The 25,267-nt window shown below is 55.3% G+C and carries 13 protein-coding genes and 3 pseudogenes; 4 read left to right on the forward strand and 12 right to left on the reverse strand.

Going from position 1 to position 25,267, the window contains the following annotated elements; translation table 11 throughout:
• Positions 1 to 45 precede the first annotated feature (45 nt).
• From ACP7DW_RS22675 to ACP7DW_RS22725, 11 genes and pseudogenes are all read right to left on the reverse strand, one after another.
• A pseudogene (locus tag ACP7DW_RS22675) lies at positions 46 to 1,064 on the reverse strand (transposase); the annotation flags it as partial.
• A 1,260-nt stretch (positions 1,065 to 2,324) separates the two neighbouring features.
• Positions 2,325 to 2,804, reverse strand: a pseudogene (locus tag ACP7DW_RS22680) (DUF4158 domain-containing protein); the annotation flags it as partial.
• 338 nt (positions 2,805 to 3,142) lie between these two features.
• A complete protein-coding gene (locus ACP7DW_RS22685; RefSeq protein ID WP_101481278.1) occupies positions 3,143 to 5,734 on the reverse strand; it encodes a heavy metal translocating P-type ATPase in 2,592 nt (863 codons plus the stop codon).
• 112 nt (positions 5,735 to 5,846) lie between these two features.
• Entirely contained in the window at positions 5,847 to 6,614 is a 768-nt protein-coding gene (locus tag ACP7DW_RS22690) for a ZIP family metal transporter (protein WP_242428561.1), read from the reverse strand.
• Between the two features lie 45 nt (positions 6,615 to 6,659).
• Positions 6,660 to 7,052, reverse strand: coding sequence for a hypothetical protein (locus tag ACP7DW_RS22695; RefSeq protein ID WP_081344992.1), 393 nt, complete (start codon positions 7,050 to 7,052; stop codon positions 6,660 to 6,662).
• A 247-nt stretch (positions 7,053 to 7,299) separates the two neighbouring features.
• Entirely contained in the window at positions 7,300 to 7,542 is a 243-nt protein-coding gene (locus ACP7DW_RS22700) for a hypothetical protein (RefSeq protein ID WP_071080226.1), read from the reverse strand.
• A gap of 376 nt (positions 7,543 to 7,918) precedes the next feature.
• Positions 7,919 to 11,104, reverse strand: coding sequence for a CusA/CzcA family heavy metal efflux RND transporter (locus ACP7DW_RS22705; protein WP_071080225.1), 3,186 nt, complete (start codon positions 11,102 to 11,104; stop codon positions 7,919 to 7,921).
• 14 nt (positions 11,105 to 11,118) lie between these two features.
• Positions 11,119 to 12,639 (reverse strand): efflux RND transporter periplasmic adaptor subunit, encoded by a 1,521-nt coding sequence (locus ACP7DW_RS22710; RefSeq protein WP_071080224.1) that lies wholly within the window; start codon positions 12,637 to 12,639, stop codon positions 11,119 to 11,121.
• Positions 12,636 to 13,961 (reverse strand): TolC family protein, encoded by a 1,326-nt coding sequence (locus tag ACP7DW_RS22715; protein WP_071080223.1) that lies wholly within the window; start codon positions 13,959 to 13,961, stop codon positions 12,636 to 12,638. The genes ACP7DW_RS22710 and ACP7DW_RS22715 overlap by 4 nt, the downstream gene beginning before the upstream one ends.
• Before the next feature lie 756 nt (positions 13,962 to 14,717).
• Positions 14,718 to 15,260 (reverse strand): sensor histidine kinase, encoded by a 543-nt coding sequence (locus ACP7DW_RS22720; protein WP_257561005.1) that lies wholly within the window; start codon positions 15,258 to 15,260, stop codon positions 14,718 to 14,720.
• Positions 15,261 to 15,487: 227 nt separating this feature from the next.
• Positions 15,488 to 17,440 carry an FTR1 family protein gene (locus tag ACP7DW_RS22725; RefSeq protein ID WP_071080221.1) on the reverse strand — a complete coding sequence of 651 codons (1,953 nt, stop codon included), beginning with the start codon at positions 17,438 to 17,440 and terminating at the stop codon, positions 15,488 to 15,490.
• A gap of 542 nt (positions 17,441 to 17,982) precedes the next feature.
• Between ACP7DW_RS22725 and ACP7DW_RS22730 the strand changes: the two genes are divergently transcribed.
• The 4 genes from ACP7DW_RS22730 to ACP7DW_RS22745 are packed head-to-tail and all read left to right on the forward strand — an operon-like array spanning position 17,983 to position 24,044.
• Complete coding sequence (locus tag ACP7DW_RS22730; RefSeq protein WP_101481277.1) at positions 17,983 to 19,302, forward strand: TolC family protein; 1,320 nt, start codon at positions 17,983 to 17,985, stop codon at positions 19,300 to 19,302.
• Positions 19,303 to 19,349: 47 nt separating this feature from the next.
• Positions 19,350 to 20,564 (forward strand): efflux RND transporter periplasmic adaptor subunit, encoded by a 1,215-nt coding sequence (locus tag ACP7DW_RS22735; RefSeq protein WP_071080542.1) that lies wholly within the window; start codon positions 19,350 to 19,352, stop codon positions 20,562 to 20,564.
• 9 nt (positions 20,565 to 20,573) lie between these two features.
• A complete protein-coding gene (locus ACP7DW_RS22740; protein WP_071080220.1) occupies positions 20,574 to 23,666 on the forward strand; it encodes an efflux RND transporter permease subunit in 3,093 nt (1,030 codons plus the stop codon).
• Between the two features lie 48 nt (positions 23,667 to 23,714).
• On the forward strand, positions 23,715 to 24,044 hold the full coding sequence (locus ACP7DW_RS22745; protein WP_071080219.1) for a P-II family nitrogen regulator: 330 nt from the start codon (positions 23,715 to 23,717) through the stop codon (positions 24,042 to 24,044).
• A gap of 899 nt (positions 24,045 to 24,943) precedes the next feature.
• Here the strand turns inward: ACP7DW_RS22745 and ACP7DW_RS22750 are convergent.
• Positions 24,944 to 25,257: pseudogene (locus ACP7DW_RS22750) on the reverse strand (Tn3 family transposase); the annotation flags it as partial.
• Between the last annotated feature and the right edge of the window lie 10 nt (positions 25,258 to 25,267).

Here is a 25,267-nt window from a genome sequence, read left to right on the forward strand (position 1 = left end):
GCCGCGAAACCCGCGCCAGAAACCAAGCAGAAACAAAGCTTTGTTGCGGCGGTACCGCAGCTCCGTGGCCAGTTCATGTCGCACGTTTTCCGCGATGATGCCCTGATTGCCAAAAAACAGCCACTTGATAAATTGGTTGAACTCCTCGCTCTTGTTGGTCGCCGCGTTGATGGTTTTGCGTAGTTCCACGTCACCGATATATTTCAAAAGAAACTCGGTTCGCACAACCCTGCCTAGTTCACGGAAGGCAAAATATAATTTGTTTTTGCGGCTTGACGTGCCAAGTCTGCGCAGGATTGTCGACGGCGTGATCTTGCCGGCCTTGATTGACAACGCGATGCGAAGCATGTCCGGCAAATGGGTTTCGATCAGCTCCCAGTTAATTGACTCGCTGAACAGACCGTTAATATTTTCGTAACGTTTGCCCCGGTCTGGCTTGTAAAATACTAGGCTTTTCAGATTCCGGATGCGGGGCATCAGATTGATCCCCAGCAGATAGGCCAGGCCAAATACTGGAGCGCTTTGCGCATGGGTGTCACCGTGCAAGGTATCGGGCTGAATGTCCGACTCGTTCTTGATCAGTCCATCCAGGATGCAAATCGCCTCGTACACGCCGCACGGGATGAAATGGCTGAACAATGCGATATACATGTCTGAGACGTGGTAGTACCCAATACCGCCATAGCCGCCATAACGGATGTGGTATTCGGACAGCAGGTTCTGCTCGTACATGTTCCACTTAGTTCCGTCTGCCGACGCGCTCTTGCCCGAGCCCCAGTACTTCGGTAGCAGGAATTTGTTGTATGCATTGATGACCTGGACGATGGCCTTTTCCAAGCGCTCTTCTGTAATGTGGTGCAAATTGAGCCAAGCCACCTGTTTACGGCTTAGATCTTTGACTGAACGGGCAGTCTGGGTGGCGCCAAGGTTGCATCCATAGCAAAACAGCGTGGTGATAAAGCGCTTGCGCGGGTCGTCGACTTTGGAATCGAATCCGGACAATGGCCGAACTGTTTATGCAGATCCAGCCACCCCTCCGACTCCACCAAGATGTCTAAGATGTTTTTTTCGGGAAGGCGCGTGGTGAGAATTTTGTCGATTCGTTCCAACGCCTCCGGCTTCGCGTCCTTCGCGTGCTTGCGCAGGATTAACTCCGTGCCGTTCAGATCCACGTGCTCGTTTTCCGGCAAGCCGGCGTCGACGCTCGCCGCGATCGCCGCGAGCGATTGCTTGAGCGCTGCCGAGAATGCCTTTGGCTCGGTCTGCATGCCGAGCATGGCGCCATATTCTTCCACTTGGGCCTGATACAAATCCCAATCGATCAGCTGCGTCCGGTAGTCACTGAAGTGATCGCTATTGGCGACAAACAAATCTCCCGACTGTAGCTCTTGCATCGCCTCGGTCAACACGCACAGTTCAAAATACTTTCGATTCACTTCCGAGACCGCACCGGATCGTTGGCCGGTGACCAGCTTGCGCCATTTTTCCCGTATCCATTTTAGACTGACGTTCGTTTCGGCGATCGACAGGCTTTCGCGATGGCTTTGCCGGTTCGCCAATACAAAGCAGATCGCATCGATGAGGGACCGATCGGCCGATGTCGATTCGAGATTAAGCAGGCTGAGGCAATTTAGCAGCAATGGGCGCTGCGTTTGATAAGGCGCCAACATGAAAGGCAAGTAGTTGTTCCCGGTGTAGGCGATGTGTTCGTCGCACTCGATCAGGAGGTTGCCCGGTTCATCGTGGAAGGCCGCGGCGATGCGTGCCCCCCTGTCCTCGTCCGTTTCGCCCTCCACGAAGGCCTCCAGGACGTCGCGCAGCTGGATAATCAGTTTCTCCGCGCGTTTCTGGTGCTCCAGATAATACTGCCGCAACTTTTCTTCCGCGCCGGTATGAATCTTGCGCAGTTTGCGGATAAACATCTCGACCGCATCGTCAAGAGATTTGCTCATCTGGGCGTGAAATAGTAGCACCATCAGCGCGTAGCGTTTATCGTGTTTGAGCGCCTTCATGTCCGCCACGTCCAGCGCACGGGCCTCATACACATATTGGCTGCGTTTTAGCACGGGGATGTGCGCCACTGCAGGTAGCTCGGCCGCCCAACCCTGGAGCCATTGCAGATGTTCCAGATAGAGTCGCACTTCCGTATTGGTCGGTTTTTTGGGATCCTGTTTGAGCTGCTGCCAACCACTCATCGCCTGCTGCGGCGTCGGCACAAGCATCGCGTCAAACCGTTCTATTAAGGCAGCCGGCAGAGGATCCACGAGCGTTTTAAAATAGCGGTCGTTGACGTCGATGCGTACCGTCAATGCTTTGCGATTGAGGGTGCTGAAAGCAGGCAACTCGAACCGTTGGCGTATCAGCTCTTCGATGACGACGTTGATGATGTCGGCCAGCTCGTGCTTGGTCTGCGCGGCCTCGGTCGCGGCACTCAGAATGGCCTTGTGGGTATCGCTCGTGATCGGCCTGATCCCAACGTATTGTCTGACCGCCTCGATACCTCGTTCTCGGGAATGATGCCGCTTCTCTTCTTCCAGAAGGTCGCGTGCAGAAATGACCCCCACCCCGATTGTCTTGCCGATAAACGAAACAACCGGCACCGGCACTTCATGGAGCATCGGAAAGTAACCCAGGCGCTGGACTGTTTTTAGCAGCAGCGCCAGATAAAGCCTGGCGGGGCCCGTTCGGCCCTTACGGTGGATGAATTTACTTTCCCCTTCGTTGGGCGTATAGACATCCTCAAGCTCGCGTTGCGTGAGTTCTGGCTTGAAGCGGGGGTACGCAGTTTCATGAATGCTGCTCAAGAACGGGCCTCCTTCGTGGTGGCGCCGCCCGCCCTACGCCTGACGCCATTTCGGCACCATTCAGGCGGAGAATGGGAGATGCGGGTCAATCATCAAATTTCTATTTTCAATATTAATAATTCTATATTCATGCCGGGTACTTGACAACTTGCATTTTTTTCGGCGTGCCAGAGGACATGCACCCCATGGGGGCGAATCCGCCAGCGCCGCGGGCCGTCGAATGGCGACTTCGGCGGCGGTCGTTAGATGCGTTCGATTTGCCTGTCAATCGCGTTCGCGCCTGTTCGTTCCGTTCACTGTAGCGGTCTGTCAGGTACCCAAAGGCGCCTTGACCTTGTTCAAGCGGATGTGGGTTTTAGTTTCACGTCGCCATACGCAAGCAGACGCAGGGCATTGATGACGACCAGTAGCGTGGATCCTTCATGAAAAATGACAGCCGTTCCGATGTTCAAACCAAAGATGGTGGCTGGTATCAGGACTGCGACGACGCCAAGGCTGACCCATAGGTTCTGCTTGATGATGCGGCTCGTACTGCGCGAGAGGCCGACGGCAAACGGCAACTGCGCCAGGTCGTCTGCCATCAGCGCAACATCGGCCGTTTCCAACGCGACATCCGAGCCGGCGGCGCCCATGGCAATACCAACCGTCGCATTGGCCATCGCCGGCGCATCGTTCACACCATCGCCGACCATTGCCACCTTGCCGTGTTTCTGGCGCAGTTCCTTGATGGCCTCGACTTTTTTCTCAGGCATGAGATCGCCGCGGGCTTCCGTCAGGCCGACACTTTTGGCGACCGCGTCGGCGACTTGCTGGTTGTCGCCGGAAATCATGATCAGCCGTTCAATGCCAAGTTTGCGCAGCGCCGCCATGACGTCGCTGGCAACCGGACGCGGCGTGTCCATGACACCCAATACGCCAAGAAAGCGCTGCCCTTTGCGTACTATCATCGTCGTGCGTCCAGTCACCACCAATTTACTGTTCGACTCTTCGACGTCCGCCGGCAACGGCTGGCCGTCGATCTCCGAAAAAAGCGCCGGCTTGCCAATATGGACCAATTCGCCGTCCACCATGGCTTGCACCCCACGGCCCGTAATACTCTTGATATCGGATGCCTGCACGGTCGCTGGCTTGTCGCCCAACCGTTCCTTCGCGCCGGCCACGACCGCGGACGCCAGCGGATGATCGCTCTGTTCCTCGATCGCCATCGCCACCGATAACAGTTCGTCTTCGGTCGCCCCTGCGGCTGCGATCGCATCCGTCAATTTCGGTTTACCTTCGGTGAGGGTGCCAGTTTTATCAAAGGCAATAGAGGTCAGGGTACCCAGATTTTCCAGCGGCGCACCGCCCTTTACAAGAACGCCGCCGCGCGCGGCGCGCGCGACACCGCTCAAGACAGCGCTCGGCACCGAGATCGCCAACGCGCAAGGACTTGCCGCGACCAGTACCGCCATGGCGCGGTAGAAACTTTCGGCGAATGATTCATCAACAACGACCCAGGCGAACAAGAGCAGGGTTACCAGTCCCAGGACCACCGGTACAAAAATACGTTCGAAGCGCTCGGTAAAGTTTTGCGTCGGAGAGCGCTGTGTCTCGGCATCGGTGACCATTTTTACCACGCGGGCCATAGTCGATTGATCTGCACGCCTGGCAACCATCACTTCAATAGCCCCGCTGCCATTGATGGTTCCTGCAAAGACTCGATTTTCAGCAGCAACCTTATCAAAGGCCAATACCGCCTCCTTAGGATTGTCTGTCGGCTGTTTGTCGGTTGGAACACTTTCCCCCGTCACCGGTGCCTGGTTCACGCTGGTCGTGCCTTTCGTAACGACGCCATCTGCTGCGAGACGTTCGTTCGGTAGGACAATAACGATATCGCCCAGTTGTAGCTCAGCTACGGGTACGTCAACCACTTTGCCATCCCTGCGCACGCTGGCCGTTTCAGGCGCCAATTTTGCTAAGGCTTCAATCGCTCGGCGTGCACGTCCCATCGCATAATGCTCCAGCGAATGCCCTAGGCTGAATAAAAAGAGCAACAGCGAACCTTCCGCCCATTTTCCCAAAGCGGCGGCGCCGATGGCCGCAACGAGCATCAAGGTGTCGATCTCGAAGCGGCGTGCAAGTAAATTGTCGATAGCTTCCTTGACGGTGAAATAACCGCCAAAAAAATACGCCGCGATAAACATGGCTGTTGGCAGCCAATCGGGACCGAATGCCAGACGGCCTATTGCCCAACCTGACAAGAGCATGATGCCGGCAATACCTGCAAAGATGAGTTCCGAATTTTCGCCGGACGGCCCGCCATGGGCATGATCGTTATTCGCATGGCTGTCCTTGGAGTCGCTGTCGGCATGCTTGTGGTCTGCATGGTTGTTTGCTTGCACGCCGTCCTTGTGGCGAGCCGTACTGCTACCGCCGTCCCTTTCTTCATGCGCGGGTTGTCCCGGCGGTATGCTGTTCGCTCCCGGCTGCGCGCCACTCGATCCAGAAACGGATAGTTCTGGATCTGAGATTTTATCGCGCAAGACCGTTTCTGAAACGAGTGTGCGGTCATATTCGACCCTGACGGCCCCTGAGGGCGCTACATCGGCCTCGAACACGCCAGGCATGCGGCGTAGGTTCTCAGCCAAGGTTCTGGCCGCACGCGCATGCAGGGCGGCGCTCGTGCGCAGCGAAAGATGTACATACTTGGATGTCAACTGTGCTCCGGCCGCGCTCACGAAGTCGCGCACGCGCTGCAAAGTCATTACCTCGGGGTCATAGTGGACACACAAGGTAGGCTTGCCCGCATCGACGCCCGTGATATGCACCTGTTCAATGCCAGGGCGACCGGTCAACAATCTCGTCAGTCGTTCCACGCAACGGTCGCCTGCATCGCGCACGTCGGGTAGCACAAGGGGCAGGTCTAGGCGAACTTTGGTTTCTGTGGTCATCGAATTTTTTACTTTCTTTTAAGGGTAATAGTTGGCCACCGGCTGACAACGCCGGCCATGTTTAAAACTTATCCGGCGCGGCATCTATGGCGCCGCTGTCGGTATACTGCCGCTAAAGAATCATCCCTACGATGAGCAATACGATGAAGCCGATGAAAAACATCCCTGTCTGCATGAAGCCGATGAGCATGACAGGGGGCTGCTCACCAGCTCCAGGAGCCTCGTGCGCTTCGACCAGCAGCTCTTCGGTCACCAGGTACAGTAAGGCTGCGACGCCAAAAGCGAGCAGTGCGTCGAGCGCCGCCGAAGGCAGCACGGTCAACGCGATCGCCCCCTCGGCCGCACCGGCAAGAAGCAAAGCGCCGAGCAGCACGGGAATCCAGATCATCCGCCCGCGTGGTTCGGAATTTGCGCTTAGCGACGTGGCACATGCCAGGCCAAGAAAAAATACTTCCAACGTCATAGCGATGGTGAGCAGCAAGCCTTGCTTTTTTCCTGCAGCAAATCCAAGCCCAATAAGCAGTCCATCAAGCGCGATATCGATTCCCATCGCGGCAAGCAAACCCATGGACAACTTTGGCGAAGACTTACCTTCCATCTTGGCATTTTCAGAAAAGAACTTAATCGCTACCATCGTGATGAAGCCCAATGAAAACCCCACGATGGTCCACAGCGGCATGCGCCTGTGGGCCAGATCAGGCAATAATTCGGTGGCCAGTACGCAAAAAATAAGTCCGGCAGCGAAGTGCTGGATGCCACTGCGCACTGCTTTTCGGGGGAGGTATACGAATGCCACCAGACCGCCTGCTACGACGGCGATCGCGGGGAATATGGCGAAGCCCAATACGCCGAGCACTACGCCGGCATGATCGCTTATCAATTTACCCCCCTTTAAAAGTCTATTTGTTTTATCTGGATTTTTTTGTCATTTTTCTGACCGATCAACCTCAGGCCGCACCTTGCGACGCTTCGGCCAAGTGATGAGCACGACACAGGATAAAGCGATTGCAATTCCGCACCAGTCGACCGGCGTAATCAGCAGATTCGACTTGAGCCAAAACCAAGCCGCTACGCTGGCACAGAAAACGGCGCCATAGATTGAATACATGCCCTGATTGCCAGATTGGTGCAACATGACCAAGCCGAAAAACATACCGCTGCTCAATGCTACCGCTGCCCATAACCAGGCACTGTGAGGAGCCGATAGGCATACGAGAGCAAAATAGATCGATGCCAATTCGGCAAACGCCGTGATAAAAAAAAGCGTTGCCCTTCGTGCCTTGTTTACCGCTAGCTGTTTTGTCGGCTGGTGACTCATCGACTATTTCCTGTTGGTGTTATCGCCTCGGTTTGCGGATACGTCAAGTCTTCAATAATTTTAAGTAAAGCATGCGCGTTCGACCAGATCAATAAGGATATGAATGATTTTAATGTGCATCTCCTGGACATGATCGGCACATTTTCCACCTGGCGCGCTCATACACACGTCGCCGACATGTTCACACATTTCTTTAAGTCCATTTATCTTGAGCCTTTATTGCCACCAAACGGAGGCAAGCGCCCGGCTAACGACGGGAGCGCTTTCGCTTTCGGGGTTGTGCCTCCGCATGCCCTTTTTTATTCTGATCGGATTTCTTGGTCCTGCTTGACCAATGCAGCCATAAAACGAATCCCGCAACGAGTAGAAACGTCAGCGCCGAGGTGCCGATCACGGTCCACGTGACCTCATCATGAATGTCCTTCGCCTGTACAACGGCGACGCTTTCATTATTTTTTTTCGGAGATGCCGTGCGGCTGTCATCCATCATTTGAAACCCTCATTCACTGAAATAAAGATGTTAATGGTTGGGATTCGATGAAAATTTGATGTTTTTTTTAAATTTTTCTGTCTTTTAGTTTGATCTGCTCAGCAACCACCGTATGTCCGGGGTCCAATAGGAGACAGAGTCATAGACAAAAAATACAAGTAAAATTAATAGAATGGCTTTCATGGAACAATCTCTCAAAAAGATTATTATTATTTTTAAGTAACTCATTTAATTTCCTCGTACTTTCCTGTTGAAAATTTCATCAACAGCAATAATTTGCTCGCGTATTGCAAGCCGACGCTCTGAAATTCGATCCACCTGGGCGTTGAAACATCCAGGTGGAAAACCGAATAAACAAAAGCTCGGTAGCAAAAAATCAAGCTGGAATGGGATCCTTTTTGTGGATGCCGACCGGTTCTGCATCGTCGTCCTTGCCATGCGCCAAGCGATACAGCAGCGGCAACACCAGTAAAGTGAGCAGTGTCGAGGAAATAATCCCTCCGATAACGACTGTCGCCAGTGGCTGCTGCACCTCGGCGCCGGTGCCGGTTGCGATCGCCATTGGAATGAATCCCAGCGAGGCCACCAGCGCGGTCATCAACACCGGCCGCAGGCGTGTCAGTGCCCCCGTCGTGATCGCCTGATCAAGGGACATACCCTCCTCGCGCAGCGTACGGATGAAGGAAATCATCACCAAGCCGTTGAGTACCGCGACTCCCGACAAGGCGATGAAGCCCACCGCAGCGGAAATCGACAGCGGGATATCGCGCAGCCAGAGCGCCAGGATGCCACCCGTCAAGGCAAATGGAATTCCGGTAAACACGATCAATCCATCCTTTGCGTTGTTAAACATCACAAATAGCAAGGTAAAGACCAGGAACAGTGCAAGCGGCACTACCAGCTGCAGTCGCTGGGTGGCCGATTGTAATTGTTCGAAGGTACCGCCCCACGTCATCCAATAGCCTGGCGGGATTTTGACTTCTCTCTGTATCAGCTGTTCGGCTTCAGGAACAAAGGTGCCGATGTCTCGTCCGCGCACGTTGGCACTGACGACGATGCGCCGCTTGCCGTTTTCCCGGCTGATCTGGTTGGGTCCGGGTGCAAAATCGAGTGTTGCCACTTCGGCCAAAGGAATAAAGCTTACTTCCCCTGGAACGCCATCCTTGCCTGCGGCGCGGGCAAGTGGGATGGGCAAGCGCTTGAGTGCTTCCAGATCGGTGCGCAGGTTTTCCGGCAGGCGCACGATGATATCGAAACGGCGATCGCCCTCGAATACGGTTCCGGCGTTGCGTCCCCCTGTGGCGATGGCCAGGGCCTCTTGTACCGCGCCGACATTGAGGCCATAACGCGCCGTCTTTTCTCTGTCGATATTTACTGTCAGCATCGGTAATCCCGACGTTTGCTCGGTCTTGACCTCCGCCGCGCCGGGAATGCGGCCGATCACCGCGGCGATTTGTGCTGCGGTGGCGTTTAGCACGTCCATGTCGTCGCCGTAAATTTTCACTGCGACGTCACTGCGCACGCCGGAAATGAGTTCATTGAAGCGCAGTTGGATTGGCTGTGAAAACTCATAGCTGTTACCGGCGTACGTTGCTGCCTCGGCCTGCACTGCGGCCAGCACCTCGGCCCGTGTTTTCTTCGGGGCAGGCCAGTCTTTTTCAGGCTTGAGCATCACATAACCATCCGAAATATTCGGCGGCATGGGATCGGAGGCGATTTCCGCAGTACCAGTACGAGCAAACACGCGATCGATCTCTGGAAACTTGGCTTTCAAGCCGGCTTCGAGCTTTTTCTGCATGTCGAGCGATTGTGTCAGGCTGGTGCCTGGAATACGCAGCGATTGGATGGCAAAATCGCCCTCATTGAGATTCGGTACAAACTCGCTGCCCATTCGGCTTGCGAGAGCGCCCGAAAGGATAATGAGTACGACAGAGGCCGTTACCACGACTGCCTTGTTAAGCATGACCTTCGCCAACAGCGGGGTATAGATTCGCTTGGCGTACTCCATCAGACGGTTTTCTTTTTCAGCGACATGCTTGCCGATGAACAGGGCAACAGCAGCCGGAATGAATGTCAGGGACAGGATCATCGCACCCAGCAGAGCGGCAACTACCGTAAACGCCATCGGATGAAACATTTTCCCTTCCACGCCAGTGAGCGCAAAGATGGGGATGTAGACGATCATGATGATGAGTTGGCCGAACAACAAAGGACGGCGCGCTTCTTTCGCCGCCGCGAATACCTCATGAAAGCGCTCCGAGCGGGTCAGTGCACGCTGGTGGTGTGCTTGGGCATGCGCAAGCCGGCGTACGCAGTTTTCGACGATCACAACGGCGCCATCGATAATGATGCCGAAATCCAGGGCGCCAAGGCTCATCAGATTTGCGCTGACCTTATAGGTAACCATCCCGGTAAAGGTGAAAAGCATGGCCAGCGGAATGACCATCGCGGTGATCAGTGCGGCCCGAATATTGCCGAGGAAAAGGAACAGCACGGCAATTACCAGTACCGCGCCTTCGAGCAAGTTTTTCTTGACGGTATTGATTGCTTTATCCACCAAGACAGTACGGTCGTAGACCGTCACCGCCTTGACGCCAGCGGGCAAGGTACGATTAATTTCCTCCATTTTTTTATCGACCGCCTGCGACACAATGCGGCTATTCTGGCCTATGAGCATGAATACGGTACCGAGTACGACTTCGCGGCCGTTGTCGGTTGCCGCGCCGGTGCGCAGCTCACGACCCACTTCAACTTCAGCGACGTCGCGGATGCGGATCGGCACGCCCTGTACTGTGTTGAGAATGACATTGCGCATATCGTCGAGCGACTTGACTTGGCCCGGCGCGCGTATCAGGAATTGCTCGCCGCGTTTTTCGATATAGCCGGCGCCGACGTTATTGTTGTTGCTGTCGAGCGCGGTGACGATGTCCTGGAAAGTCAGACCATAAGAGGACAATTTTGTTGGATTCGGGGTGACGTGGTATTCCTTCGCGTAACCGCCGATCGAGTTAATTTCCGTAACACCTGTCACATTGCGCAATTGCGGCTTGATGATCCAATCCTGGATCTCGCGCAAATCGGTCGGCGTGTAGGGCTGGCCATCCGTTTTTTTTGCATTTGGCTCGCTTTCCACCGTCCACAGGTAGATTTCGCCCAGGCCTGTAGAAATAGGACCGAGCACTGGCGATACGCCTTGAGGCAGGCGCTCGCGCGCTTCCTGCAGCCGCTGGTTAACCAGTTGCCGCGCGAAGTAAATATCCGTGCCGTCCTTGAAGATCACGGTGATTTGCGACAGGCCGTAACGTGACAGGGAGCGTGTCTGGTCGAGGTCGGGTAAGCCGGCCATCACTGTTTCAATAGGAAACGTCACGCGTTGTTCGACTTCGAGCGGTGAGTAGCCCGCTGCCGACGTATTGATTTGCACCTGGACGTTGGTGATATCCGGCACCGCGTCGATGGGCAGTTTTTGGTAGCTGAATATACCAACGCCCATCATTGCAATAACGGCAAGCATCACCAACCATCGGTGTTCAATGGAAAAACGGATTATGCGTTCAAACATGAGTTCTCTCCGGCTTAATGTGCATGTTCGGCGCTGTCTTTGCCCTGCTCCGCCTTGAGGACGAAGCTACCTTTTGCCGCATAGACCGTACCGGCGACAAGGCCTTTGACGATCTCGGTATATTTACCGTCGCTGCGGCCGGTTTCCACTGGCTGGGCAAAGAAGCCACCCTCGATACCGATGTACACAGCAGGACTTTCGCCCACCGTCTGGATCGCCTCGCTCGACACTGCCACTGCAACATCGCGCTCATCGGACGTGAGTTCGACGTTCACGAACAGGCCCGGGCGCCATGCCAGCTTCGGATTGGCCAGGGTAACGCGTGCTTTGGCGGTGCGGGTTTGTTCGCCCAGCAGCGATCCAACGTATGACACGACGCCGCTTGCCTCGGAATCCATGGAGGTCGCTTTCACGATGGCTTTCGTGCCGACTCGCACAGCGCCAATATCCTTGGCCGGGACAATGATCTCGGCCCAGACGGTGGACAGGTCGGCGATGGTAAACACCATCGCTTCCGCCGTGACGGACTCGCCCAGGGTAATGTGCTTTTCCACAATAGCGCCGTCGAACGGGGCGCGCAGTTCAAAACGGCTCAATGCGCCCGAAGTTCCGGTGGAGGCACCGATGGCGGCGATTTTTTGCGTCGCATTTTGTGAAGCGATTTCGGCCTCGCGCAGGCTCTGCTGAGCTTGCAGATAATCTTGCTCGGCAGAGATCTTGTCTTCCCAGAGCTTCTTCTCGCGCTCATACGTCAGTTTCGCCAAGGCCAGGCGCTTCTGGGCGCCAAGTGACTCGCTACGCATTTCCGACAGTACCGTGCTGGCGATGACCGCCAAAACTTGTCCCTTTTTGACCTGCTGTCCCAACTCGACCGCGACACTTTCGACGACCCCTTGCAGCCGCGGCACGACGTGCGCGGTACGGTCTTCATTAAACCGTATTTCGCCGGCCAGTTGAAACACACTGTTGATCTTGGCCCCGCCGGCGGTCGCCATGACCACACCGGCGGTTTTGATTTGGGCCGCGCTCAGCTCGATTTTGCCTTCCTCGCTCTGGATCTTGATCTGAATCGCCGCGCCACCCTTGCGCACGGTAATGAACGCGTCGAAGATATGTGGCTCGGCGATGCTGCCTTTGGCGAGCAGGCTGTCCTTGTCGACGGCAAAGTCGAAGTTCAGCGTTTGTCCGTCGGCGCGTTTGATTTGTTCGGTCGCAGTGGCCGAAGCCGGGGCGATTTGTTTGCCGTTCTCGTACAGCCAGAGGCGATGGCGGGCCTCGCCGTTTTCTTCGGCAAGGACCACTTCAACCGACGTGGCTCCCTGAACAAATAACTTGCCACCGTGTGCTCCTTTTTTTGTCGAGCCGGATCCGGAACCGCCTTTGGCGTCGGCACTCTCGGACGTTTCGGCCTCCTTGGATTCTTCCTTGTTGTCGGATTTCCCGGTAAATAAAATAGCGATCAGCAAGGCTATGCCGACGACCAGAACGCCGATAATCGCGCCTATTGTTTTCTTTTCAATGTTCGGTGTTTTCATTTTGCTTCCTGATAGGAGATCGCAGGTGCGATCAATGCGCCGTTCGATTCAACGCGGCCGAGAATGCGGTCAATGTCTGAAGCGGCCCGATGCGATTCGGCGAGCGCTCGTACATATTGGGTTTTGGCCTGGAACAGCGTGCGTTGGGCATCGAGTACGTCGAGAAATCCGAACTTGCCCAACTCAAACCCCTTGGATGCCGCTTCATACGCGCTGAGCGCGCCCGGCAAAATTTCGGTACGTAAAATCCCCAATTCGGACTGGGCGGCTTCGAGGCGTGCCGATGCTTCGCCAACTTCCATTGTCAACCTGTTCTCCACCACTTTCAGTTCGTCCTTTGCCTTGTCGGCACGGCGCAATGCGGCAAGGACATTGCCTTGATTGCGGTCAAAGAACGGGAGGGGGATCGACAGACCCAGGATGGTGCGGCGTGGCCCTGCTTGACCGAGTTGTTCATCGCGCTGCGTGCCGACAATCACATTCAAGTCGGGTACCCGGCGGCTGCGTTCGACTTTGGCCAGTGCGATCTGGCGATCGATTTCGAGCCGTGCCCGCAGCGTTTGGGGTGCGCCTGGCAGGCGTGTCAGCAATTCGTTCGATGTCGGAATGGCAGTAGATGACATATCAAGCGCCACCACAGAATAGAACTGCGGTGTTTGGATGCCCCAGGTTGCCGCAAGGCGCCGCTTGGAAAGCGTTAACTCGTTAGTTGCCTGATTGAGTTCAATTTTACTGCTTGCTCCCGCGACGCGCGCCCGCGTTTCTTCTACCGGAGACACTTTCCCGGCGATGACACGTCTTGCGGCGGCATCGCTGACGCGCTGGGCGAGTTGTTGCGATTCTTGTGCAAGTTGGTAGCGCTCTTGCGCCGCCACGACATCGAAAAATGCCGTCACGACGTCTGCACGCAGCGACGTGCGGTAGCCAGCCAGATCAGCGGCAGCGATTTCGCTTCCGACATCGGCAGCGACGATGCGTGCAGCACGTTTGCCGCCCAGCTCCAAAGGCTGGCTAAACTGTACGGTTCTTGTCCGCTGTTCTTTCTGCAAACCCTCGGACAGGATAGAAAGTTCAGGATTGCGTCGTGCGCCGGCCTGGATACGCTCACCAGCGGCGATATCAATATCGCGCGCGGCGGCCCGTAATCCCGGGTTTCCCTCAAAGGCGAGCCTGATTGCCTCAGACAGAGTGAGAGGCGTAGAACCGACCTGAGCGGCTTCTGAAATAATAGGTGCAGATGGCGGATATGCCGTTTGTGCAGTCGCCTGCAAGGGATATGCCAATGCAAGCGCAAGCCCCAGCGGCAGTAAAAATAGTCGCATAAAATTCTCCAAAAAAATGAATAGGAAGAATCCGGCGATGACACGCCTACGCGTATGCGTAACGATCTACAGGGAGCTAAAAATGTGCAGATGTATAGGAACGAGTGTCGCCGGACTAGGCGGCGACATGCCACTGAGGGCGTTCGGGTAATTCGAGGTAGGGAGGGGGAAGTACCGGTACCAACAAGGGCGCCGGATGATCTACTATCATGGGTTCGAGGAAGCTGGCAGTCCATGCCAGCACACCAACAGATCCATGAGTGCACGATGGGCAATCGAGGTGGACCGAAGTTTTTTTCGGCGTAGACGCATTTCCACAACAAACATCCTTCGATTTGCTGTGTTCATGCTGGTGATGTCCGAAATGCTGGCTGGCTTTACCGGTTTCATGCATGCAATAGGCGCTCGCGACTCCCCAGCTCATCTGGAGAGCAAATGCGACAGCTATCATGTAAAGGAACCGTTTGACCATGCGAAGTATTATAGCGCATGAAATTACTTTGGAATGTTGCGCGTATTTCCTCGATAAGTTCAGAGCGTAGCGCTGAGCCAATATTTCACAAACTGAAGTACCTCCATCGCTTCCGGCGTCACCACCTTGTTGTCCGCTCCCTTGAGCTGGCCCGAGTGGCCGCCTTCATCTAGTTGCGCAGCGTCTGGTCGCTCAGCCCAAGCTCCTTGGCCATCGAAGGAACTAAGTCTTCCAAAGTAACGTTATTTTACGTCACCTGTGGAAGACGAATTTTCAGGGGAAGTTCAAACTGTTTCGTTCGGTGCAGTCGTCTCAGGAAAAAATAGCGTGAACTGGGTAAATCCATCAAGCTCACTCGTGACACTGGCACGGCCATGGTGAAGCCCTATGAAGGAATTGACGATTGAAAGTCCAAGCCCAGCCGAGGCTGACGTACTGGACCTCGATTTATCGGAAATGTAGAACCGGTCAAACACCCGCGGCAGGTGTTCCTGCATGATGACTGGGCCAGGATTGGAAACGGAAACCACGGCCCCGTCGTCGTTAGCTGTCGCCGTGAGCGTGATAGTTTCACCCTTTGGGGTGTACCGTATGGCGTTCGATACGAGGTTGCTCACCGCGCGGCGAAGCAGAAGTCCATCAGCAAGCACTTTACCAGTGGCGATGACGCTGAATGATATCCCGGCGTCGGATGCCGACCCTTCAAAAAACTCGCGACGCTGGCCGGGCTTGGCTACGTACCGGATCTGTCGAGCCATAGCCTGCGGCGGGGGACGGCCACCAGCGCGCATCGGGCTGGTGCTGACTTCCGCGACATCAAGTGCCAAGGCGGCTGGCGCCACGATGGCACGGGGCAAGGTTACATCGAGGAGGCCGGTCGATTCGAGGATAACGCGGCCGGAAGCCTGCTACGTGCGAGGGCGAAACGAAACTGATTCGCATCAACGTCGATACCCCGCCATTTACAGTAACTTCGTGCCAATTCCCAAACGACGAACGGTATTCCAGCCGGTCATCTTCCTTGGACGAGATTACGGTAATTATCTTGACCGAGTCAACGTTCCATCATGGCGTCATCCGCTTTTGCACTTGATTTCCGTTGAGACTGGATATTGTAGACAACGCTGGCCACAATAATCATCAGGGTCAGCACTTGCGCCAGTATGGTTTGCATCGACGGGTAGACACCTAGGACGTCAATTCGAGGCATGGTGATTGGCGTTATTTCCAGATAGCCAATTTTTTGCAGTGCGGCGACACCTTTACCCATGAGCACAATTGCCAGCACTGCAACCAGAGCCGAGCTGAACGCGAAAAACTGGCTGATCGGCAAACGCGCCGACGAGCGCAATAAAATCACACCGATGGCAGCGAGGATTGCCGTGCCGGTCGCAAGGCCGGCGAGTAAGTACCCACCGTTCTCTGGTGTCCAAAGCGCCGCGTAAAACAGGACGGTTTCAAAGACCTCACGATAGACCGTGACGAACGCCAATAGGAACAGCATCATGGCCGATTTTTTGTTCAGCGCCGACGACAGCTTTTGTTTGACGTAGGATTGCCAGCGCCCCGCCAGACTCTTTTGATGCATCCAGATGCCAACGCCGAGTAGAACGATAGCGGCAAAGATGGCCGAAAACCCCTCTGTCATCTCGCGGCTAGCTCCGCTCAGGTCGACTAGGTACGTGGCGACCGCCCATGTTAGTCCGCCTGCCGCCAGCGCCGCCATCCAGCCGGCATGCACATAGGGCAGAACGTCGGTGCGTTCAGCCTTCTTCAGAAAAGCTATCATCGCGACTACAACCAACAATGCTTCAAGCCCTTCGCGCAGCAGGATCGTCAACGCGCCCACAAACGTCGACAGCGGATCATTGGATGAATCGAGCGCTAATTGCGCCTCGGTCAGCAACACCAGCAAACGCTGCTCGATGGAATGCGCCTGCGGGACATTCCCAGTAGTGACCGCATTGCGATAAGAGCCCATGGTCTTTTCGATATTCTCAAACAAGCCCTTGTTCTTGGCCGCCAGCGCCGGCTCGACGGGTTCGAATCCGTCGAGATAGGCAGATAACGCAAGCCGCGCCGCCGCCGACTTGTCTCCGCTATCCAAGGCGGCAATGCTTTCCCTTAACTTGTTCTTGGCAATCGGAAGACTGTCCGCGCCCGATGCATTGAGGGCGTCCGGCGTGCTTCTCAAATAGGCGACCAACGGCCGCGCCGCATCTCCTACAGCGGTTTTGGCAAGCGCCGCCTCGGCGGTCAGGCTCAATTTGGCAAGCGTGGGCACGGCCGCGTGCAGATCCGCACGTGACGACCATAGCTTTGCGCCTGCCTGACGCTCACTCCCAGAGTACGACAGCGTAGACGCAAAATAGGCGACAGCCCAACGCTCATCCTCTGATAGTTGTGCAAAGCTTGGCATTGATGTACCCGCGACGCCCTGTGTGATGATTTGCTGCAGGGCGAACACGCTACGCTCTTGAGCGCGACTGTGGTCCGACAGCGCAATGGGTGGTGGATTCAAGGTGGCGGCCAGTGGGCCATCAGCATGGCCCGATACTCCGTGACAGGAAGCGCACTGGCTTTGGTAGAGCGCTGCACCACGCTGCAGATCCGGCAATTTGGTGGGAGCAACCGGAACAGGATAGATCGCGAGCAAAGCGGCAGCTAACGCGTGCGCTTGGTCGCCGACCGCCGCCGCCGGCGCTTTTTCAGCAACGGACGCACGCAGCGTGGCCGCGTCCTTTATCAATCCTGGTAGGGCCTGGCTGGTCGGCATTTCTGTCAGTTGCCGTTCCGCGGTGTAAGCAAACTCCTGCATCTCAGTGTATTCCACTTGGTTGACCACCGCACCGTCCTTGACGGATTTATGATAGTCAACAGCGATATAGTCGAGCAACTGCCAGACCTGCTTCGTTTTGTTCTGTGTGGATAGGTCATCTGCATGAACCGGCAGCAGCGATGACGCGAGACAGATCAGGGCAATCGAAAAAAAGCGGAGAGTGAACATACAGTTTTTTCTTCAAAAATCGAAAGGTTAATGCGAATAATTCCCATTGTAATCTTCTTTTGCTAGTCGTAGGCTTATGTGTATAATATTAAGGGATGAAACGTGCGCTCCTTATCCTGCTAATGACTTTATTGCCGCTCCACATGGCGTGGGCAGCGATAGCAGGCATACGCGAATTGGCGGACACGAGTCTTTCGCAGGCTGCGTCTGAAAACGCAGGACAACGCTCCACCGTTGATAAGCCCACTCAGAAAACTGCCAACAAATATCAACGTAGTTGCTGCCCAGGTTGCCACCTGTTTTGTAATTTTGCCGCCGCTACACCAGCGTACTCCTTCAATTCATTAATTCCGGTAGAACAAGACTTTGTGTCCGTTTTATCCGATGCCACGGCATACCAATCGCACATTCCCGATGGGCCAATACGGCCTAAATGGCCTGCCGCCAGCTGAGCTGGCGGGGGCGTTCTGTTCTAAGCGCACACTTTAGTTGGCGCTATTGCGACCTCTCGCCGAATATTCCTCGTTTTGTTGGAGAATTCGATGCAAGTCGTTATGCTGCCGCTCTTTGCGGCACTACTAGTCATTCCCGTTGCTGCCCATGCCAGTGAACGGGTGATACAAATCTCAGTTGATCAAACCGCCGTTACTGCCATGACGTCCGGAACCTCGCTCTCGCTCGAACAGGCGTTTCTGCGTGCTGAACAACAGAACCCAGATCTGCGCCGTGCGCTAGCACAGCGGGCGGCGGTCGAAGGCGAAGCGGCAGATGCGCGCGGCCTGCTACGTAACAATCCGGAATTGTCATTGGAACGCACTCGGCGCACTGTGCCCCAAGCTGGCTTGACATCCGACATTCAACGCGAGTGGATGGTGGGCATCGCCCAAACCGTCGAAATCGCGGGCCAACAAGGTTATCGGCGCCAAGCGGCCCGACAGGAACTTGATGCGCTCGATGCATCGATTGAGGAGGCGCGGCTCCGGTTGCGCGGTGAAGTAGAACGCCGGTTCGTCCAAGTGCTGTCGCTGCAGGAACGTGCGGCAACGGAACAGAGCTCGCTGAAGACCATTGAAGATACCGCATTGGCAATCAAGAAACGGGTGACGGCCGGCGAGGATAGCCGTCTCGATGGCAACTTGGCCCAAGTCGAAGCGGTTCGTGCCAGAAATCAAATCGGCTCATTGCAAGAACAGGTGATACAAGCCCGTGCAGAATTGGGCACGATCCTCCAGTTGCCACCCGGCCAGCTTCCCGAAGCGATAGGTTTGCTGGATGTTCCGACGCCCGACTACACACTGGAAAAATTGCTAGAGCAAAGCGCAAACCGTCCTCAGCTGCGAGTACTCGATCACCGCGAACAGGCGGCGACACATCGCCTCTCTCTTGAGCACGCGGCGCGTTACCCGGACGTGACAATGGGAATTTCGACCGCCCGTGAAGGCGCTAGTGATGCCCGCGAACGGATTACCCGATTGACACTGTCACTGCCGTTGCCACTATTTCGAAATAACGCCAGCGGAATCGGGCGTGCAAGTACTGATCTGACGCAGGCACAGATCGAGCGGCAAAGCGCTATTCGCGACACAGGAGCGGACATCAACGCGATGTGGCAAAAACTACAGAGCCAAATTGTACGGATGAACGCTTTGCGTCTGTCCGCGCTTCCCGCTCTTGAAGAAAACCAGCGCCTGTCGCTCAAGAGTCTGCAGGCAGGCGAGATCGGATTGATGCAACTCCTTCTCGTAAACCGCCAAGTACTCGATGGACGGCGCGACCTGATCGATGCCGAAACCGAACTGCGGATGACACGTATTGCTCTGCAGCAGGCAGCCGGATGGCTCGATACCGGGGCACCAAGATGAGCCCAGAGATTCACTCCAACTCCAAACATTCTGACGGAAAAATATCCATGACCTCACTCCAATGGCGTTGCGCCTGCGCGCTCCTCTTGGTAGCGGCCCTCGCCGGTTGCGGCAAAGGGCAATCCTCGACACCGACCGCCGCTAAACAAGAACAGCCTGCTGGACAGCGAGCCGACTCGGCGAGCGAGAAAGGGAAATCGGCAGAAAGCGCCGAACATGAAAAGGGAAAGCTACAGCTTTCCGCTGAAGAGATTCAAGCTGCGGACATCTCCATCGCCCCATTACAAGAAAAAGAGGTCAGTGAGCAAATCGAAGTGACAGCATCGATCGGTGCCAATCAAGACCGGTTTGCCCACGTCGCGCCGAGAGTCGCAGGTCGGCTAGTCAAAGTAATAGGCAATCTGGGAGACAATGTGCGGTCGGGTCAAACGCTAGCGTTGATCGACAGCATTGAAGTGGGAGAAGCTCAGTCTGCATTCATACAGGCGGTCAGCGAACATGCTTTGGCAAAGGCCGGTGCGGAACGTGCTGACAAGCTGTTTGCCGATCAAATCATCCCACAAAAGGATTATTTGCGTGCCAAGGGAGATTTTGAGAAATCCAAGGCCGTGTTGCGCGCAGCGGAAGATAGGCGTCAGACCTTGGGAGTCGCCGGGCACCAGGCGTCCACAAGCGGCACCTCTGTATTTGCTGTCTCCGCGCCGTTTGCCGGCACGGTGGTGGAAAAAAAAGCGGTGCTCGGTGAGCTTGCGCAGCCGGATAAGGTCCTCTATGCCATAGCGGACCTCTCCAGTGTTTGGATTGATGTCAACCTGTACGAGAAGGATATTGCGAGAGTCAAGACCGGCGCAGCGGCACTCATTACCTTGACCGCTTACCCCGGTGAGAGCTTTACAGGAAAGGTCTCTTATATCAGCAGCCTAATGGACAAGGAGACGCGCACAATCAAAGCCAGAGTAGAGGTTCCTAATCCAGACGGGAAGCTGAAATTGGACATGTTCGCTACAGCGGCGATCATGGCGGGAGGTGGGAGCAAGAAGCTGCTGCTTCCCGAACAGGCCGTCGTACTAATTCAAGGACAACCTACTGCATTTGTGCGCGAGGACGATGGCTTCGAGGCGCGCGCGGTCGACCTGGGCGAAAAGCTACGTGGAAACGTGGTGTTGAAGTCGGGTATCAAGCCAGGCGAAAAAGTGGTGACTTCTGGTGCCTATGCATTGAAGGCCAAGATGCTCAAGTCGCAAATCGGCGACGCTGATTAAGGGGCCACTATGCTAAATACCATTGTTGATGTATCGCTGCGCTACAAGGTGCTGGTCATTGTTGCGTTCGTGATTGTTATTCTTTTTGGGATAAAGACCTGGCGCGATCTGCCGGTTGATGCTTTCCCCGACGTCACCCCGGTTCAGGTCAATATCTACACGGAATCGCCAGGACTGGCTGCCGAAGATGTCGAGAAACTGCTGACCACGCCGATCGAAACGAGCATGGCTGGTCTCGCCGGTGTGGAGGCGATTCGGTCAGTCTCGCTGTTTGGGTTGTCCTATGTGAGTGTCAATTTCAAGGATGACGTCGATACCTATTTCGCGCGGCGACTGGTCAGCGAAAAATTGCTGGAAGCGAAACAGCGGATACCGGAAGGGTATGGGGAGCCGACACTCGGTGCCAATAGCTCAGGACTGGGACAGGTCTTCTGGTATACCGTCGAATCGGCTGATCAAAGCATGTCGACAATGGACTTGCGAACGCTGCAAGACTGGAATGTGCGGCTCAAACTGCGCACGGCGGCTGGCGTAGATGACGTGACATCCTGGGGCGGTGATGAAAAGCAGTATCAGGTGCTGATCAATCCGAATCAGTTAATCAAATATGGCATCAGCCTCAAAGCCGTCATGGAAACGTTAACGGCCAATAACCGCCAGGTCGGCGGGCAGTATTTGAACATCGGACAAGAGCAATATCTGGTGCGCGGCCTGGGTCTGGTCGCTAGTGTGAAAGACATTGGCAGTGTGGTACTGGCGACCCGCAACGGTACGCCGGTCTATGTGCGAGATATCGCCGAGGTCAAGGAAGGTCCCTCCCTGCGCTCAGGTGCCGTAACAAAGGATGGCAAAGAAGTCGTGCTTGGCACGGCGCTGCAGCGCATCGGGGAAAATGCCAAGGTTGTCGTTGAAGGGGTGAAGGAGAAACTCAAGGTCGTTCAACAAGGGCTGCCCAAAGGCGTGTCGATTAAGCCCATTTATGACCGTACCGAATTGGTTGACAAGGCAGTCGCCACGGCGGAACGCGCTTTGATTGAAGGGTCGATTCTGGTTGCACTCATTCTGTTCCTGTTTCTGGGTGAAATCCGGTCCGCCCTAGTCGTTATCGTCACCTTGCCGTTGGCAATGCTCATCAGCTTCATCCTGATGAAGCAATGGGGTCTCTCAGCGAACTTGATGTCGCTTGCCGGCTTGGCGGTGGGGATCGGCATGATGGTCGACGGCGCGGTCGTGCTGGTCGAGAATGGATTTCGTTTGCTGTCCCATCAAGGCGGCAAGTCCGTCAACAAGACCCACATCATCCTTGAGGCGGCGCGCGAAGTGATGAACCCCGTTGCGTTTGCCATCCTGATCATCATTGTCGTCTTCCTGCCCTTGTTCTCCCTGACCGGATTGGAGGGCAAGATGTTCAAGCCGATGGCATTGGCCATCACCTTTGCCATGATCGGTTCACTGGTACTGACACTGACGCTGGTGCCCGTATTGTCGGCGCTGATTCTGAAACCTAAGCAAGAGAAGGATACCTTTGTTGTTCGGCATGCAAAGCGACTCTATCTGCCATTGCTGGATTGGGCACTGGAACGAAAAAAGCTCGTCGTCAGCGTAGCGGTCGTGGCGCTGCTCGCGTCCTTTGCATTGGTTCCTTTTCTGGGCAAGGAGTTCATGCCTTCTTTGCAGGAAGGCACGATCATGTTCCGAGTAAGCAGCATCCCATCAACCTCGCTCGACGAATCGATCCGCATCTCCCAGCAACTGGAAAAGACGCTGAAAACGTTCCCCCAAACTGACTCGGCCATTGCGATGATTGGACGGGCCGAAAAAGGTGATACGGCAGACGTGAACTACATGGAATTGCTGGTGAATCTGAAACCGCAAGCCACCTGGCCCGAGAAGATCAACGTGCCGACGTTGGCAAAAACGATGCAGGAGAAGCTCGAAAAGGCCGCACCTTCATCGGTGATTTCGGCGACCCAACCGATCCAGATGCGCGTAGAAGAGCTGATTTCAGGCGTACGCGCCACGTTGGCATTGAAGCTGTATGGTGAGGACCTGAACACGCTGGACCGGCTATCCGGCCAGCTCAAGGGCGTACTTGACAAAGTTCCTGGCGTAGCGGATCTGTCGCTCGAAGCAAACAAGGGTAAGCCGCAATTGGTCATTAATGTGAACCGGGACGCCGCAGCGCGCTACGGGATCAACGCCAATGACATCCTCGATGTGGTCCAGGCAGGTATCGGCGGCAAGGCCGTGTCCACGGTGATCGAGGGCACCAGACGCTTCGACATCCAGGTGTGGTTGGCGCCAGAATTTCGCAACAGCGTCCAAAGCATCAGTGCCATCCCGATTCGCACCGAGAGCGGCGCCCTGGTGCCCCTGTCGGATGTGGCGACAATCGAACTCGACGAAGGCTATTCGTTCGTCCGCCGGGAACAGCTGCAGCGCTATGCGGTCATCCAGATGGACGTCAAAGGCCGGGACGTAGATAGCTTCGTGAAGGAAGCCAGCGCAAAAATCGCTCAACAGGTCAAGCTTCCGGAGGGCTATGTGATCGAGTGGGGCGGTGCCTTCGAGAATCAGCAACGAGCGATGACCAAACTGGCCATCATCGTTCCCTTGACCATCGGCCTGATCTTTATTTTGCTCTACACAGCTTTCAATTCACTCACCTACGCCACGCTCATCATCGCCAACGTGCCCTTCGCGACAATCGGCGGTGTGGTGGGCCTGTTCATCACGGGACAATACCTGTCCGTGCCGTCGGCGATCGGATTCATCGCGGTCTTTGGCGTTGCCATGCTCAATGGCATAGTCCTGGTCACCTTCCTGAATGACCAGCGCGAACAAGGCATGTCGATTCGCGACGCGGTGCGGCAAGGAGCGGCATTGCGTTTGCGACCGGTCCTGATGACCGCATCGATCGCGATTTTTGGTCTGGTACCGATGCTGTTGTCGAGCGGAGTCGGGGCCGAGACACAGCGACCGCTGGCCACCGTTGTTGTTGGCGGTCTATTCACTTCGACGGCGTTGACCCTCTTACTACTTCCGCTGCTCTACGAGTGGGTGGAGAATCGCAAGCAACGTAAAGCTCTTTCGGCGACTTAATCGACCATTTGCCGCCCCAACGGGCGGCATCCCTTAGCGGAGCATGACATGAAACAGATTAACGCTTTTGTACATCCTCATCACATCACCGCAGTGACCGAGGCATTGCGTGACTCCGGAATGTGCGATATCACTTCGGGTATCGGTTGCTATCACCTGACAGTCTCAACTGTGCAAAGACTGTACACCAGTGCGGACCCGCACCAGCAACACTATTCCGTCGAGCTTGCCGAGCCGGTAGTGGCGGAAATAAAGTTGGAACTCATTTGTGACGACGGCTTGGCTGAGTCGCTGCAGCAGCTCATTATTCAGGCTGCGCAGCCCAGCACAGGATGGGTCTTCATCAACGACATTCAAAGCGCCACTAAAGTTGGCTAGTGACGAGGTGACCTCACTTTCATGGAAATAGACTGCGATGAAAACTCACATATTTGCATTGGTAGCATCGGCATTGACGGCTGCGGTTCTAACTCTAACAGGATGTGCGACAGATCCGGGATTGGGTCCCAACAGCCGAGCCGGCTATGTTAGCGAAATCTACACCGTTGAGAATTTACGCGTATCCCCGCCGCGCTGTCTTACGTCATTGACATCAGCGCAGATCGCTGCCGGAACTTATATAGGAATCAAGGTTCCCCACGGCCGCCACGGCGAATATCTCAGCGCGCATGTGCCTTCATCGATCAAGCCTGAGCTTTACGACAAGGTCGAAATATCCCCACAATACTGCAAGGACGGGAACGTGCCGGAAGTAATACAGATCCTGTCGGGTAGTGTTTCGCCTGACAGTTCCCCCGAAACGCCTCTCACTCGGGACAAAAAGTAGCCCAAGCCACCAAGCTGGTCACCTTCGATAGCATGCGCCGAGTGGCGTACACTGGCCTAGCCTAGAGAGTAACGCTTTTCCGGTATTCTCTCTGAAACAGTCATCAGCGCTAACCCTGCAAAATAACGCTAGTGTCCCGAGTTAAAAATTCGTTGAATAAATATGCCGAGAATCGCTCCGATACTGCGTCACAAATGCGCGCCAGGCCCCGGCCTAGCTGTGCTTTGTTCCTTGTCTCCATGCGATTTCAACACATTTAATCATCAACGAATTTCCAACTCAGTACACTAGGGAAACATGAATAAAGGAGTTCTTTGAAGACAAAAACGAATCAACAAGTTGCGGTTGTGCGGTGACATCATCGACGTCAATGATGACCTCCTCGCTTGCAGACCAAAGTCGCGCGACATATCACATCGAAAATATGGATTGCCCGACCGAGGAAGGACTGATCGACGAAGGCATCCCAGGACATGACGGCCTCAATGGCGGCGAATGGGTCGCGGCCCGACTGTTTGGCGTCAACCAGCACCTGGCCGATGCGTCCGCACAGGCGCGCCTTGGCATTGATCGCCATGCTGGACGCCTGGAACTGCTGCTGATGCTTGTTCTGGGCAGCATTAAACAGCTTGCCCATAATGCGGTCGTGCAGGTCGATGATTTCGTCGGTGACGGTGGCCATGCCCTCGATAACTTAGCCAGGTCGGCAGGCGTCATCTGGCCGCCCTCGCGGGCAATCTTGAGCAGACGGTTCTGGTGAGCCAGCATTGCATCC

Origin of the sequence: Janthinobacterium sp. PSRC1-1 (assembly GCF_049897525.1) — a bacterium.
GTDB classification, from domain to species: Bacteria; Pseudomonadota; Gammaproteobacteria; order Burkholderiales; family Burkholderiaceae_D; genus Janthinobacterium; species Janthinobacterium tructae.